This is a genomic window from Veillonella magna (genome assembly GCF_959600285.1).
In the GTDB taxonomy this organism is placed as follows: Bacteria; Bacillota; Negativicutes; order Veillonellales; family Veillonellaceae; genus Veillonella_A; species Veillonella_A magna.
The window spans coordinates 24,013-39,174 of the sequence record NZ_CAUGKU010000015.1 but is presented as its reverse complement, the minus strand read 5'-3'; the positions used below and the strand labels follow the sequence as shown (position 1 = coordinate 39,174).

The window sequence follows — 15,162 nt, the reverse complement described above, 5'->3', positions numbered from 1 at the left end:
GGAGACGGCCCGGGAGGATAGGAAGTCGCTGATTGGAAAGAAAGCGTCAACCGAAAGGTTGACGCTTTTGTTGTACATATAGGCAGTTTGTTATTTATGTAGTTTATTATTTACTCATACAGTAATAAATTTTTTATTTAGAGAATATATAGAGAGGAAATAAATGATATAATTAGAATATAACGGTAGTATTGCAATAAAAAGGGAAATATAGCCTATAAGTTATTAAGAGAGGAGGATTTTGTATGAAAATGTTTTGGGGAAATAAAATAAAGACTAATTTAGAACAACGGATAGTTATTCCCAGTCTAATCATTATTATTGTCACTGTTTTGGGCTGCATGTTGGTACCAGAAAAAGCTAATGCTTATTTGAGTGGCATGAAAAATTATATTTTTAATGAATTTAGTTGGGTCTATATTTTGAGCGTTGCCTTCTTTTTAATTTTTCTTGTTATTCTTAGCGTAGGCACTTTGGGAGATATACGCTTAGGCGATGATGATGAAGAACCGGAATTTTCTTTTTTCTCTTGGGTGGCCATGTTATTTGCTGCCGGTATGGGTATTGGCTTGATGTATTTTGGGGTGGCCGAACCGATTTTGCATTATGCAGTGCCGCTTCACAGTAGTGCTACTCCGGCGATTCAAGAACAAGAAGCGATGTTGAATACCTTGTTTCATTGGGGTATTCACGCATGGGCCATTTATGGGATTATTGCATTATCCTTAGCGTATTTTGGATTTCGCTATCGATTGCCGTTGACGATTCGCTCCGGGTTTTATCCTATTTTGAAAAAAGATATAAATGGATTTTGGGGGGATCTTATTGATATCATTGCTTTGTGTGCTACGATATTTGGTCTTACCACAACGTTAGGGTATGGAGCATTGCAGTTAAATGCCGGACTTCAGTCGGTAACGGGATATCATGATACATCTTTTACGCCGATTGCGGTACTTATTGCTATTGCCGTGACGATGGCAGTTATTTCTGCTATATCCGGTGTGGGCAAAGGAATTCGCTTGTTGAGTCAAGGAAATTTAATCATTGCCGGCATTTTAATGCTCTTCGTCTTAATTACCGGACCTACGGTATATGTGTTGTCGGCGTTTTCACAGAATATAGGGTATTACTTATCCCATTTGGTAGAGTTATCTTTTAGAACCTTTGCCTATGATACAACGCACAAGGATTGGTTTACATCTTGGACTATCGTGTATTGGGCTTGGTGGATTTCATGGGCACCTTTTGTAGGTTTGTTCATTGCTAAAATTTCGCGGGGCCGCACGGTTCGCGAGTTTGTTATGTGCGTATTGGTAGTGCCGACGATATTTAATATTTTGTGGATGACAATTTTCGGCAACTCGGCGATTTGGTTGGACAGTCATCGCGGCGGTGTTTTATCGGTATTGGCGGGACAAACGGAGCAGATGTTATTTCAATTTTTGCAGCTCTTGCCATGGCCATTGTTGACATCGGTGTTGGCGTTGGTGATTATCGCTATATTTTTCATTACTTCCGCAGATTCGGGAATTTTTGTTATTAACAGTATTGCTTCGTACGGTAAAACAAAATTTCCTCGTTGGCAAAGTATATTATGGGGCGTACTTATGGCATTGCTCGCTATCGTGTTGTTGTACTCGGGCGGGCTTGCGGCGCTGCAAACTATGAATATTGTTATGGCGTTGCCCTTTGCGTTGATTATGATTATATTGTCTTTCTGTTTGCTGAAAGGAATGATTATAGATAATTCGTATTTCAGTCGAGATTTAACGAAGGGGACATCGTATTGGACCGGCGAACGTTGGCAGGAGCGATTGGGAACCATTGTAGCGACTATGGATCGTACTCAGCTTCTTCACTTTATGGATACGACAGTGCGGTCAGCTTTCACAGAGATTGAAAAGGAGTTGGCGCAGTATAATATTACGGCGTTGATTAGAGAAAATTTAAAAGATGATGCACCGTATATAGAGCTGGTAATCAAAAAGGAAACCTTGCGCGATTTTGTGTACGGTGTAACCTGTGTGGAAAAGGCCATCTCGCAGTTGGTAGTAGATAATCCTTCCTTCCCTACGGTGGATACGTCGCATACGCTGGAACCGATTTGTTATTTTTCCGATGGCCGACGCGGCCACAGTGTGAAGTATATGCGTAAAGAGGAATTGATTACGGATGTGCTACGGCAATATGAGCGGTATGTTAAAATGGCCAGCGATGTTCATCACAGTTTGTATTTGTATGACAAGGAATAAGTGACAGCATAAAAATTTTTAGGAGGGAAACATTGTAGAAGGAAAATGATGGTAGCAGAAATTTGATAGTGAAGGGAAAATCATAGTCAAGAATATTACGAAAAGAATGATAGTAGAAGGGGAACGTTATCATAGAAAATAAAAATGTGGCGGAAGATAGTAGTATCTTCCGCCACGTTTTTTGAATGTATATGTTTTTCGTTATAACATGTAGCAGGGATTAGGCCAATGCTTTATCGAAAACAGCTTTAATGTATGCTTTTGTCTGGGCATAGGTTTCACCCGGCTGTGCTTCGTACTGTTTGTCGAGATCGAACCACATATTCGGATAATATTCGTAAGGATGCGTTTTAAATAATTCGTGAGCATCCTGATCTTCTACCCAAGTAATTTTAATATCTTTGTATGCCGGGTTTTCTGCTTTCAATTCGTCAATGGCGCGAAATGCATTAGCGCAGTAAGGGCAACCGTTAAGATGGAAACCTAAAATTTCTTTCATATGTCAACATCCTCTCTTTTTACCATATAGGGTATGTAATAGTTGCCAACGACACAAAATAAGGTTGTAATCGTGGCTAACATCAATCGTAGATTGATGCTATGTTTATTATATAAGATATGTAACAAATTTAAAAGTGGACTATTTATAGTTATAGATATTTAGTTTTTTGAGGAGATATAGAATAGTAAAGTCGGTGCTTAGCGTAAAGATGTGTACTGTATCATCTAATCATTTTCTCTGAAAGCAAAAGCATCCATATAAGGCGTATCATTCCAATGGTATTCGATATGATGGGCAATATATTCGGCGTCTTTACGACCAAACCTGTCAGATATAAAACCAAGGGCCATATCTATTCCGGCAGATACTCCAGAGGATGTATAATATTTTCCATCGACAGTCCAACGTGCGGAACTTTGCCATTGTACGGATTCGTTTTGACTGCGTACCCATGCAAATGATTTTTTATTGGAAGTAGCGGAGCGTCCATTGAGATGTGAGGTGCGTGCTAATAGAGCAGAGCCGGTGCAAACTGTTAAACAATAATCAGCATTGTGGCAGAGTGTATCGAGTGCTCGTAGGAAATCCAAATCATTTACTAATGAACGAGTTCCTTTTCCACCGGGAATGAGTATAATCGAATTAGCGGGGATAGCATCAAAGGATAATGTATCTGTAGCTATGTTTTGGGCAGAAGAAATAAGACCACCATTTTGTGAATAGCATGTAACATGGAGAGAGGGATGCTTTCCAAGAATTTCAATAGGCCCAAATGCATCTAAGGTTTCAAAATCAGGAAAGAGGATAATAGATACATTATATTCAGCATTCATTGTAGAGACCTCCTTTTTCTATTACTAAGGTGTATTTAGTATAGGAAATAGCCATGCGCAGATAATATCTTATTTTTATTTTTTTGCTATAGGTTATAAAGCCAATATTTGGACATACATATGCTATTACCTAGGCATAAAAATATCTTGTAAATCCTACTCTTTATATTTATTATATTAAATTTACAAGCCCGACGGCTAGTGCTATAATCATATCCGCTTCGAGGGTTATATATATTGTGAAGAAGGGATATGTAGTATGAAAGTTGGATTTTCTTATGTAACGAATGAAAGTCGGCGCCACATAGGCTTGGCCGTTCTTATCGGTATTATTACAGGTATTATCGGGGCCATTGCCAAATGGGGATGGGAAGTGCCGTTCCCGCCGCGAGATCCAAATGTGTTTTGGCCATTGGATGCGGCAACACGAGTAACACCGCCGAAGGTGTTGCTGGATATGATGGGTGTGCCTGATGCATCATACACATTTTCCGGTGTGCAGTTGCCGGTCGATGTATTTACGGTACATGTATTATTTTCTATCATATTTGCCGTGGGGTATTGCGTAATTGCCGAGTATTGGCCGCGCATTAAAATGTGGCAAGGTTGCGTGTTTGGTTTCTTCGTGTATTTGTTGGCACATGTAATTGTTATGCCTTTAATGGGACTGACACCGCCGACGACAGACATTCCGTTTGACGAAAATCTATCTGAACTTTTCGGTCACTTATGGTGGCTGTGGATTATGGAAATTGCTCGTCGTGATTTGCGAAATCGGATGACCGGCGAACCTGATCCGGAAAAAGTTATGGGCAGTCGCTAATTAGCGGAAGCCAAAAGACTGTAGCGAAGTGAAGCATGTACTTCTTTTCGTTACAGTCTTTTTTTATGCCCCTGAGTATGTACAATACATCTCTGAAGACAAGTGTTGTATCAAAATTTTTTAGGGCTTGGGATTAAATACAATACATCTCTGAAGGCAAGTGTTGTGTTAAAAATTTTTTTGTTGTTTGTTGTACCTGCGGAGCATCATAGTCTTTGCACATACGGTGAAGAATGGTGAACACGTAAAATAAGCGTATCCTACATCAAAAGTGATGTGAGATACGCTTATTTTGAGAGTTTTATTTGTACCGACGAATCGGCTGAAAGCGATAGGTATAAGTCGGTATGTTTAGTAATTAGTTTAGTAATTAATTTAGTAATTAATTGTGTTTATGGTCAAGCCAATACCGTGTTAAAGCGGCGCGATTGCTTACGTTCAGCTTTTGGAAAATACGACTGATCGTTTTCTTCACCGTAATTTCGGCGACGCTTAAATGCTTGGCAATGTCTTTGTTCGTCCAGCCTTGCGCAACGAATGAACCTACTTCGCGTTCGCGGGTGGATAAGCGCGACAAGGCCGATGGCGCAATATCGCGGCGAATGTGCTGTAAAGAACGAGCGAAGGAAGAGTGGAAAATTCGATTGATAAACTGTGATGCTTCGGAGCTGACAAAAATAGACGACAGAATGTCCGATAAATATTCGGAACACTCCGCAAACGGCGTGATAATATTATCCGGTACGGCCAAGTTGATAGCCTGAATCACATACTCTTTAGCTTGGAAAGCATTGTCTTTTTTCAATGAGGCAATAGCCAGGAAGAGTAAATTGTAAATACGGATAACCAAGTTATCTTGTTCCACTGCCAAATCATAGGTAGTGTAGGCTTGGTCCTGAAGATGAACGAAGTCTTTTTTCGCCAGCAGCAAACGACTGCGAATGGAGTTGACGATAGACTGCGTCGGATAATAGAACAGGCTCTTGTTTAAAAGATGCAAGCTTTCCTGTACATTGCTTTCCGGCGATTCCAAAATACCGTTCAAGTATGCTTCGTAAAGGATGACCATATCCATGTGACTGGTACTGCTCGTGTTCGGCAATAAATCTTGAATCTTATTTAAAATCAGTTTTACGTCATGAGCATTGCCGCGATTGATCAAGATGCGCGCCTGATAGAACAGCGCAGTAATAACCGCGCCGGGAATAATTAAATATTCCCCTAACGTATCGGTTACTGTTTTGAAATAGGCTGCGGCGCGATCAAACTCACCGGTGAAGTAGAAATATTCACCCCAAAGAACATCGCCCCATACTTTGAGCGATGGATCATTGACAATCTCTATGGCATAATTAATAATTTGTTCCAATTTGTCGCGTGTTTCCGTAAGCTCGCCGGGATTGCTGTGATACAGCGATAATAATGCCGGTACGCCATAGGGCCAATACATGAAAGCGATGGCCGGACGCGGCGAAGTCGGCAAGGATTCACGGGCTTTTTTCATCCACCTCAAGCTTTCATCAATATCGTTGAAAGCGCGATGGGCTTTCATACAATACCCGTAGCAAAGCAATTCCTGTTTTGTGCTTTCCCCTAACTCGGCGTGATTCAGCAATTTAAAATATGTAGCCAAATGTGTATCGAACAGTTCCAAGTCATTATGTGCAAAAAGTGAGAATAGAATGCGCAGGTACGCGCGCAAATGCTGGAGCTTTAATTTATCGGAGCAATGATCGAGTATTTCGCGACGAATGCATGCCGGTTGGAAGCGCAGTAACTCCGGACTCCCCATCTCGATAGCGGACAATGCCGTATGATAATCCTCTGCCTTGAGAGCCCAATTCAATGCTTGCTCATGATTGCCGACGGACAAATACCAACGGGCCGCTCGATGTTGTTGTTTATGCTGCCATTCCACAGGCTGAACCGTAAAATGCTGCTGTAAATAATGGCGCAATGCCGGATGGAATACATAACTATCGGTTTGTACATCGAATTTAAAGAAAATATTGGCTTCCGATTCCGTTTCCAACAGTGCCGGCGTATTACTATGGCGCCACATATAATGGGCTTGGCTCAGCGTGAAGGACCGGAATAAGGACATGGCCATAAAGAATTCTTGATCTTCCTTATCAAGGAATGAATAGAATCGATCCTCGATGACACGTTTAAAGAAACGTTGGTCGGACTCACTCATGTTACTGAAATTATCCGGCCGTTCCATCAAATCGACGCCGCGGATACTGCGTTGTAAGGTTTGAATCCGCGTCGGTGTTTGCCCGCGATATACCCAAGCGTGATTGAGGTAAATAATTTTCCAATACGATGCGACCACGTTGGCTCGCTTGAATACGAAGGCGCAACTTTGGTAATCGCGTAGGAACGGAAGATGCTGGCTGGAGGCCTCTACTTCATAGATGGCCTGGTACAGCCATGTGTTATCGTCTAATCGTTTTACGGTAAAACTGTGATTATTAATATGGCAGGGAAAAAACTTCTTCTGACTATTAATAAACAAGCGCGATACATCGGCATAGCCTCGCAGCTGATACGACCGACCACCGCCGACAAATAGAATATCGTCATCCATATGGGATAACAACAGTTCAATATCGCCTTTTTCATAGTAGCTGTGGAGAATTTTTTCACCTAATGCCAAAATGACGTCTTTGTCTTTAATCATTATTTGTGTCCCCTGTAAAATACTTATGTAGTTGCATGGTACTGCATACATATTTTAGCATATAACCAAGTATAAGAAAATACTGGGCATATAAAAGAAAGCAAAAAAGCAGGCTAGGGTAAGCCTGCTTTTTTGCTTGTGAGTGGGATGTGTTGTATAGTGGAGAATTAGTTCGAGGTTTCCTCTATACGTTGATAGGGAATAATGAAAGGAGTTCCCTATACCTCCAGAGCCTTCATGGCATTGGGTCGGGATGTTGCCTCGGCTCATGGATTAACTTAATTATAGGTCATGTGGTAAAAAAATAAAATTATACACAAGTATAAAAATTTTGTAGTATTCATGGGTAGCAAATGTGATTTTGGGAATATTTTCATTGACATGGATAGGGGACAATAAGGTACAATACAATAAGGACAAGAAAAGTATTGAAATCTAATGTACCGTATTTATCACAGGCCATAGCCACAACTTGATTAGGTTGACAATAGAATATATATGCCAAATTAATACAATTTTTGTATAAACGATATGACAAATCAATGCGAAAGGGGAGAGGGTATTTGCATCTATCAAAAGAGAATACAGTACTGCTTACCGTTATGGTGGCTTCTTTTTTAACGCCTTTTACGGGAAGCGCACTTAACATGTCCTTACCGGATATCGGCAAAGAATTCAGTGCAGGCACGTCCGCCATGAGTTGGATTGTCGAAATATTTTTGATTACCTGTACGATTTTTGTATTACCCATGGGACGGCTATCCAACATTGTAGGCAAGCGACGCATCTTTTTGGGAGGAACGGCATTATTTACTTTTTCCTCGGTGGTAATCCATTTAGTGCAATCCGTAGAAATGCTATTGTTGGTGCGCGCCTTGCAGGGCATTGCCAGTGCGATGCTGTTTGCCACGAACATGGCCATTATTGCGCTGGCTTATCCGAAAGAAAAACGGGGGAAAGCCATGGGACTGGCAGTGTCGGTTATTTATATCGGCCTTGCCGTAGGTCCGGTCGTTGGTGGATTCCTTAATTATTATTTTGGTTGGCGCAGTATTTTTTACTTTATCACTATTAACGGCGCTATGGCGATGGCATTGACCTTGAAGGTTATGAAGGAAGAATGGATTTCCGAACCGAACGGTCGCATGGACTATAGCAGCTCCGTGTTGTACGGCATCACCTTAGTGCTGCTTATGTACGGATGGTCGGAAATCGTAACGGACCCGATGGCCAAGTATATGCTTATGGCCGGCTTGGTGCTGGCTGTTATTTTTGTGCGCTACCAAGCAACGAAGAAGGATCCGTTACTGCCGGTACGAATTTTTTTAGAAAATCGGACGTTTTCTTTTTCTAATTTGGCGGCGATGATGAATTACAGTGCTACCTTTGCCATTGCTTTTCTATTGTCCTTATACTTGCAGATGATTATGGGCTACGACTCCAATCACGCAGGCATGATTTTATTGATTCAATCTATTATTATGGCCGTATTATCTCCGGTAGCGGGGTCCTTGTCGGATCGCTATGGCTCAAAGGTTTTGGCATCGGCAGGCATGGCTGTCATCGGGGCAGGATTATTGGTGATGATATATGCTACACATGTGGAAGAATTAACCATGATCATTGCAGCATTGGTCATTGTAGGCGTTGGCTTCGCTATGTTCTCGGCTCCGAACAATAATGCCATTATGAGTGCGGTGCCGAAACAATATTTTGGTTTGGCCTCTTCCGTTATCGGTACGGTGCGTCTTACGGGACAGGTGCTCAGCATGGCTATCGTAGCTTCTATTTTGTCACGGTCGGTGGCCGGTTTGGTTGATTCCACGGCGGTGCTGCTATATAATATTCAACACGCATTTATGGTATTTGCGGTAATCTGTTTCTTAGGGATTATTCCGTCATGGATACGCGAGTAATGGGATGTATACATGGCGATGAAAGGTAGGTAACGAATATGCGAATAGAGGTATTTTCCGAATTGCCCCAAGAGGGGAAGGCCTTGCGTGAAGATGTGTTTATGAAAGAACAAGGCTTTAGTTATGATGCGGATGAATGGGATGCGGAAGCAGCGCATTTAGTTGGTTATGATGAAGCGGATACACCGGTAGGTGTATGCCGTTTTTATCGGGATCGTGAAGAACCGACGGCGTTTATTATCGGACGGCTGGCGGTGGCTAAGGATAGTCGCGGCACAGGAAAAGGCGCCGATATGCTCCGGGCGGCGGAGGATATTATCCGCGTCATGGGCGGTGAAGAGACAAAGCTGGCAGCGCAGCTACAAGCTAAAGCATTTTATGAAAGGCTGGGCTATGAAGTCAGCGGGGAACCGTTTGATGAAGACGGGACTATGCATGTGTGGATGAAGAAGGTCGGTATGTAATCGACGGAACTATATGGGAAGAGCCTCGGTAGGTGTGGCTAGGAAACGCGGTCTGATGAAGCGTTTCTGCGCCACACCTACCGAGGCTCTTCTGTTTCCGGCGGTACATGCCGAAGAGGCGTGGAGAGGTCTTGCGAAGCATTTCTTACGTTAACCTATAGAGCCTTTTCTAAAATAAGCCGATGAATACCGGTGGAGGAGAGTGCCTGATGAAGCGTTTCTGTGCCACACCTACCGAGGCTCTTTTTGTTTCCGGCGGGTACATGCCGCTAGGAAAGGGGGATGCTGTTGTAATATAAAAAAATCTAACGCCCCATCATCGGATGGGGAGCGTTAGCTTTTTTATATAGTTATTCTATTTTTTTTGTTTTTTCTATTTTTTCTTAGTCGCCTTGGCGGAAGTGTGTGTTTCGGGCAATGGATGTAGGTGAGGGCTTTTCGGCACATACACCTGGAGGAAGCCGGGAAGGACTTCCATGTCTACCGGCATGAGGGGGCCTTTATTACCATCCATATTGGTAGGCAGTTCGATGTCATCGAGTAATTCAATGTGTGCTTTTTTAACTTTTAGAATCGTTACATACTTAGATGTGTAGATGGAGCCGCGCAGGATGAGTGGTAAAATGCGGAGAACATCCATGATAAAGTATTCGCGAAAGATGATAATGCGCATGTAACCGTCGTCTACGGAAGCGATGGGCATAAATTTTTCAAAGCTGGAGACTACATTGGTTAACAGGGCGATAACCAGTGGCGAGCGCGTGGTGAAATCGTGATCTTCCGTGCGAATGCGGAAGGTATAATCCTTGGTGGTAAAGAGAGCTTGACCGCCTTTGACAAAATAGGCCAGCGGACCGAGCAGTTGTTTTTCTTTCGGCGTTACTTCTTCCACTACCTTAGGAATGACGCCGGCGGCGATATTATTACAAAAATATTGATCGTTGCAACGACCAATGTCGACGCGGCGAATTTCACAGTTAGCCAAGGAACGAATGGCATCCAGCGGCGCTAACGGAATGCCCAGCGCACGGGACATATCGTTCACGGTGCCTACGGGGACAAAGCCGAACTTAGCTTTACCGCCACCTTTGGCAATGCCGTTGACGGTTTCGTTGATGGTTCCGTCACCACCCATGCAGAAGACAGCGTCGAATCCGTCGCGAGAGGCTTCGACGGCAAAGCGTGTCGCATCGCCGGCGCCGTGGGTAAATTTAACCTCCATGTGGTCAAACATATTGCTGAGTTGCCACTCCAACTCCAGCGCATATTGTGCGGCACGACCACCGCCCGATACGGGGTTAATAATTACTAAACATCGACTCATTGGTAAGAGGCTCCTATACGTAAGCAAGCTCCGTCGAACCAAGCCTATGCACATGCAGGCACAACGGCCCGCAATTGACAGAAAAAGCGGCGGAGCTTTATAATTAAACTAAGTATGGAATATAGACTACAGAATGTGTAATCTACATTCTAATATCACCTTTTATTATAGTATACTTGGCGATAGATGTCATTACGAATTTTAATAGGACGACGAGTGATTAGGAGATAACAGTTATGGAAAAACATGAAGAATATCGCTTAAATACAATTGATTCAATCGGGCGCTTGCCGTTAAGCGAGCAGGTGTATGTAACGTTGAAACAGGCTATTTTGACAGGTGCCTTGAAACCGCAGGTGAAGTTAAACGAAGTAAAAATTGCGGAACAGCTTAATGTGAGTGCTACGCCGGTGCGCGAAGCATTCCGTAAATTGGCGAAGGATAATTTGGTGGTCATTAAGCCGTGGAAGGGTGTTACCGTAAAAGGGTATACGCCGGAAGAAATCATTGCCATGTACCAGTGTCGCGAAATGATGGAAGGGTTGGGAGCGCGACTGTGCGCGGAAAATTGCACGGATGAACAAATTGAAGAGTTGCAATCCATTTGTGATGCGGGCATTGCTTCGTCCAGTCCGGAGGATCGCGTGCAAATTAATAGTCGATTCCATTCGTTGATTTCGTTTTTCTCCGGTAACGAACGGGTTGTAGATTATTTGGCAGAGTTTCGTGAAATGGTCAATCGTGATATGTATATCAGCACGTTGGATAAGGGGCGTACCGATTTGTGCGATCGCGAGCATATGGAAATTATGGATGCGATTCGCGCTCATGATCCGGAACGAGCCGAGCAGGCCATGCGCAAGCATATTCGAAATGCATTTGTATTTAAAAAGGCACATGCCGACTTACGAGCTAAGCGATTTGGAGAATAGTCTTTATTGAGTAGACAATGACGTGCACCTATCAAAGAATTGATAGGAATTTATACGGGAATTTCCTGTTGTACCTGTTTACTTTTTTGGGGGAGTTTGTTATAATCAAATTACGATATGACGCAAGGTCATATCTAGGGGCATCCCCCAAAGCCCCTTAACATTTGAATTGAATTCAAATGTTCTCTCTCTCTTTTTTCTCAAGCACAAAAGCCTCGGCAATCGCCGAGGCTTTTGTGCGTTTACTGCTATGTATGCAGAGGATGAAGTGTACAGTCTATATAACACGGACATGGAGGTCTAACATGAAAAAGATTCATGTACGCGACGCAGTGGGTGAGGTGTTGTGTCACGATATCGCACGCATTGTCATCGGAAAAGTAAAGGATACACCGTTTCGGCGTGGGCAACGTATTACGGCGGAAGATATTCCGCTGTTGCTTTCCTTAGGTAAGGAGCATATCTTTGTAATGGAGCCGAGCGATACAAATAAAATGCACGAAGAGGATGTGGCCGCAGCGTTATATGCGCTGTGTGCGAATGATAGCATCTATCCGTCGGAGGTACGGGAAGGAAAAATTGAGGCCTTTGCCGCGCATGACGGGATGCTTTCCATTGATGTGGATCGCCTTAATGCAATTAATGGGATTGGTGAGCTCACCATTGTTACGAAGTGGAGTCATACGGCGGTGAAGAAGGATGACAAGTTGGCAGGGATGCGGTGCATTCCGCTGCTTTTGGACACGTCCGAAGTGGAAGAGGCCAAGCGTATTGCCGGTGATGAACCGTTATTAAAGGTCGTTCCTTTTACGGTAAAAACCATGGGGATAGTTACGACGGGATCGGAAGTAGCTACGGGACGAATTAAGGATGCGTTTACTCCGATTATTAAGGAGCGAACGGCGCCGTTTGGCATGGAGCTGGTAGCGCATGAAATCGTAACGGATGATACGGATTTAATTGCCGAAGCAATTCGTCGGGTGAAAGCGGCCGGTGCGGATATTGTATTTTGCACGGGCGGTATGAGTGTCGATCCCGATGATCTTACGCCGGGTGCGATTGCTCGCTGCGCAGAGCGCGTAGTGACATATGGTCTGCCCGTATTGCCGGGGTCTATGGTATGCATTGCCTATATGGCGGACGGTACGCCGATTGTAGGTTTGCCCGGCGGCGTATTGTTCAGCAAGCCTACGGCGTTCGACGTGCTTTTGCCGTATTTGGCATCGAGGACGGAAATTACAAAAGAGGATTGCGTAAAGTTGGGACACGGTGGTTTGCAATAACGCCGAATATAATCTAAGAGATAAAAGCCCTTCCTATAGGCATCGCAAGTCAGGTCTTACGAATGACATTGCTCAACCTATAGGAAGGGCTTTTTGTTTTTTATATGTCGGCGTGATTGAATCGGAGCTGAGGAGGAAGAGGTCTTACGAATGACGTTGCTCAACCTATATACGGGGATTTTTTTGTTATCCATATAAATTTATTATTTGCCAATACGTTTGTGATTTCCGTATTGAAGAGTGCCGGTACAGCTATTGCAGACGGGGACTAGAGAGGGAAGGTCTTACGGATGATCTTTCTCATCTCAATCAAATCGATGACATATGACTTTTAATTTATCGAATGCTATCTATGTGGTAAGACGCAAAATGATGAAGAGTATAGGCGGTATCTTGTTTTATGATTTGCCTAACAATAGTGACGAGATGTAAGGATACGTTGCGATGAAAAATAAAAAATGTTTTTCAAATGATATTGCAATATTGATATAAAAATAGCTTATATAATTTATCGCTTTTACTTGCTACCGTGTCGTGTATCCTCGTATAATTAGGGCAATATGGGAGCGTAGGTCCCGTTATGAAAGGACGTGCAGAGAACATGAAAAAATCAGTAGTGACTGCGTTGGCAGTAGCCGCGTTAGGTATTGGCGTTGTAGGGGCAGCCAATCCGTTCACCGATGTGACCCCATCCGATTGGGCATACCAATCCGTATCACAATTGGCAGCAGCCGGTGTTATCAATGGCTATCCGGATGGCACCTTTCAGGGTCAAAAAAACATCACCCGTTATGAAATGGCTCAGATGGTAGCGAAAGCAATGGCGAATGAAGGGCGAGCCAATGCAGAACAGCAGGCGATGATTAATCGCTTGGCTGATGAATTTTCCGGGGAGCTCAACAATTTGGGTGTACGCGTAGCTAATCTTGAAAACAAGGTAGGCAATGTGAAGATTACCGGCGATGCGCGTATGCGGTATCGCGGTTCTGAAAAAGAAGGACAGTTACGAAGCGATGCGGCCCATAAACATAGCAAATCTTGGTTTGACTTCCGGGCGCGCCTGCAATTTACGGCGACTGTAAATGATTCCACTACGGCAACTCTCCGCGTTCGTACCGGTGACACCGGCGACTATGAATTCGGCGATGCCAAGAATAGTGGTAGTGTAGCTTTTGACCGTGCCTATGTGGCTCATAAATTCGGCAAGGATACGACGGTTAACGTAGGTCGTTACGGCGTTGTCATCGGGGAAGGTCTTATTTACAATGATGAACCCCTTGATGGTATCGGCATCAGCCAAAACTGGGGCAAGGTGAATTTGTCCGTTAACCACGGTAAAATGACATCGTATTATGCAAGCACCTATGCATATGGACCGAAGGGTTTTACTTGGAATAAGATTCAAAAGGGGGCTGACGGTCTTGATGCGGATGCTAACCCGAGTGTAACAATTTTGCAGGCGCGCGCTGATTTCAGTAAGAACCTTCGTGTAGACGGTTATTATATTTTAGGTCATGATGATTTGCCGTTCGACGTATGGGGTGCGGCTTTGAATGCGAAGGTGACCGACAAGGTATGGCTCGGCGGTGAATATGTGAAGATGACTAATATTGATAATGCTGAGAAAAAATACTTGGATAAAGGTACCAGCGGTTGGGTAGCCGGCATCGGTTACGGCGATTACAATATGGGCAAGCAAGGCACATGGGATGTAAAAATGCAGTACTTCCGTGAAGGCGAAAGCACTCCGATCTTTACGTCCCGCTGGGCACAGTTGAAACCGCGTGATTTCAAAGGTTGGCTGGCCACCGTTGATTATGCATTGTATAAGAACGTAGGCTTCACCGCGTACTATGGCTTCAATAACAAGAAGGTAAGCAATGGCGATAGCTACGGTGATTACTACCGTGCAGAATTGAATTTCAAGTTCTAAGAAATAACGTTTAAAAAGTAACGTCTAAGCAATAACATTTAAGCAATAACATCTAAGCGATAATATCTAAAAAGTAACGTCAAAGCAATAGTATAGTCATAAAATAAAACAGTATGCTCGTTCAGACTCCTTACATAGTAGGAGATTTCTAAACGAGCATACTGTTTTTTTACGTAGTACGTGTAAGTATAAGCAGTGAGTATAAGTAGTAAGT

General features: G+C 43.4%; 11 protein-coding genes. 7 read left to right on the top strand and 4 right to left on the bottom strand.

The window, feature by feature from the left end:
* The first annotated feature begins 245 nt into the window (after positions 1–245).
* Positions 246–2,255: a BCCT family transporter gene (locus Q5873_RS08605; RefSeq protein ID WP_303060453.1), complete on the top strand. Its 2,010-nt coding sequence runs from the start codon at positions 246–248 to the stop codon at positions 2,253–2,255.
* Between the two features lie 220 nt (positions 2,256–2,475).
* Here Q5873_RS08605 and Q5873_RS08600 read toward each other — a convergent pair whose 3' ends face one another.
* On the bottom strand, positions 2,476–2,754 hold the full coding sequence (locus tag Q5873_RS08600; protein WP_205088402.1) for a glutaredoxin: 279 nt from the start codon (positions 2,752–2,754) through the stop codon (positions 2,476–2,478).
* A 227-nt stretch (positions 2,755–2,981) separates the two neighbouring features.
* The gene (locus Q5873_RS08595) at positions 2,982–3,590 is read right to left on the bottom strand and encodes a DJ-1/PfpI family protein (RefSeq protein ID WP_303060452.1); all 609 of its coding nucleotides are present in this window, start codon (positions 3,588–3,590) and stop codon (positions 2,982–2,984) included.
* Between the two features lie 259 nt (positions 3,591–3,849).
* Here Q5873_RS08595 and Q5873_RS08590 point away from each other — a divergent pair, with 259 nt between their 5' ends.
* A complete protein-coding gene (locus tag Q5873_RS08590) occupies positions 3,850–4,413 on the top strand; it encodes a YagU family protein (RefSeq protein WP_303060451.1) in 564 nt (187 codons plus the stop codon).
* Between the two features lie 382 nt (positions 4,414–4,795).
* On the opposite strand, the gene Q5873_RS08585 is transcribed toward Q5873_RS08590, so the two are convergent.
* Complete coding sequence (locus Q5873_RS08585) at positions 4,796–7,096, bottom strand: LuxR C-terminal-related transcriptional regulator (RefSeq protein ID WP_303060450.1); 2,301 nt, start codon at positions 7,094–7,096, stop codon at positions 4,796–4,798.
* 563 nt (positions 7,097–7,659) lie between these two features.
* Here Q5873_RS08585 and Q5873_RS08580 point away from each other — a divergent pair.
* Together Q5873_RS08580 and Q5873_RS08575 are read left to right on the top strand one after the other, a co-directional pair.
* Positions 7,660–9,012, top strand: a complete 1,353-nt coding sequence (locus tag Q5873_RS08580) for an MFS transporter (protein ID WP_303060449.1) — start codon at positions 7,660–7,662, stop codon at positions 9,010–9,012.
* Between the two features lie 38 nt (positions 9,013–9,050).
* The gene (locus Q5873_RS08575) at positions 9,051–9,476 is read left to right on the top strand and encodes a GNAT family N-acetyltransferase (RefSeq protein ID WP_303060448.1); all 426 of its coding nucleotides are present in this window, start codon (positions 9,051–9,053) and stop codon (positions 9,474–9,476) included.
* Positions 9,477–9,849: 373 nt separating this feature from the next.
* On the opposite strand, the gene Q5873_RS08570 is transcribed toward Q5873_RS08575, so the two are convergent.
* The gene (locus Q5873_RS08570) at positions 9,850–10,800 is read right to left on the bottom strand and encodes a diacylglycerol/lipid kinase family protein (protein WP_288761127.1); all 951 of its coding nucleotides are present in this window, start codon (positions 10,798–10,800) and stop codon (positions 9,850–9,852) included.
* 236 nt (positions 10,801–11,036) lie between these two features.
* Between Q5873_RS08570 and Q5873_RS08565 the strand changes: the two genes are divergently transcribed.
* From Q5873_RS08565 to Q5873_RS08555, 3 genes are all read left to right on the top strand, one after another.
* Entirely contained in the window at positions 11,037–11,732 is a 696-nt protein-coding gene (locus Q5873_RS08565; RefSeq protein ID WP_028255470.1) for a GntR family transcriptional regulator, read from the top strand.
* 305 nt (positions 11,733–12,037) lie between these two features.
* Entirely contained in the window at positions 12,038–13,015 is a 978-nt protein-coding gene (locus Q5873_RS08560) for a molybdopterin-binding protein (RefSeq protein ID WP_028255471.1), read from the top strand.
* A gap of 601 nt (positions 13,016–13,616) precedes the next feature.
* Positions 13,617–14,948: an S-layer homology domain-containing protein gene (locus tag Q5873_RS08555; RefSeq protein ID WP_303060447.1), complete on the top strand. Its 1,332-nt coding sequence runs from the start codon at positions 13,617–13,619 to the stop codon at positions 14,946–14,948.
* Positions 14,949–15,162 lie beyond the last annotated feature (214 nt).

What these genes read in the sequence shown, in the direction of transcription:
- Q5873_RS08605 (WP_303060453.1), top strand. Translation starts at nt 246, where the DNA reads ATGAAAATGTTTTGGGGAAATAAAATAAAGACTAATTTAGAACAACGG.
- Q5873_RS08600 (WP_205088402.1), bottom strand. Translation starts at nt 2,754, where the DNA reads ATGAAAGAAATTTTAGGTTTCCATCTTAACGGTTGCCCTTACTGCGCT.
- Q5873_RS08595 (WP_303060452.1), bottom strand. Translation starts at nt 3,590, where the DNA reads ATGAATGCTGAATATAATGTATCTATTATCCTCTTTCCTGATTTTGAA.
- Q5873_RS08590 (WP_303060451.1), top strand. Translation starts at nt 3,850, where the DNA reads ATGAAAGTTGGATTTTCTTATGTAACGAATGAAAGTCGGCGCCACATA.
- Q5873_RS08585 (WP_303060450.1), bottom strand. Translation starts at nt 7,096, where the DNA reads ATGATTAAAGACAAAGACGTCATTTTGGCATTAGGTGAAAAAATTCTC.
- Q5873_RS08575 (WP_303060448.1), top strand. Translation starts at nt 9,051, where the DNA reads ATGCGAATAGAGGTATTTTCCGAATTGCCCCAAGAGGGGAAGGCCTTG.
- Q5873_RS08570 (WP_288761127.1), bottom strand. Translation starts at nt 10,800, where the DNA reads ATGAGTCGATGTTTAGTAATTATTAACCCCGTATCGGGCGGTGGTCGT.
- Q5873_RS08565 (WP_028255470.1), top strand. Translation starts at nt 11,037, where the DNA reads ATGGAAAAACATGAAGAATATCGCTTAAATACAATTGATTCAATCGGG.
- Q5873_RS08560 (WP_028255471.1), top strand. Translation starts at nt 12,038, where the DNA reads ATGAAAAAGATTCATGTACGCGACGCAGTGGGTGAGGTGTTGTGTCAC.
- Q5873_RS08555 (WP_303060447.1), top strand. Translation starts at nt 13,617, where the DNA reads ATGAAAAAATCAGTAGTGACTGCGTTGGCAGTAGCCGCGTTAGGTATT.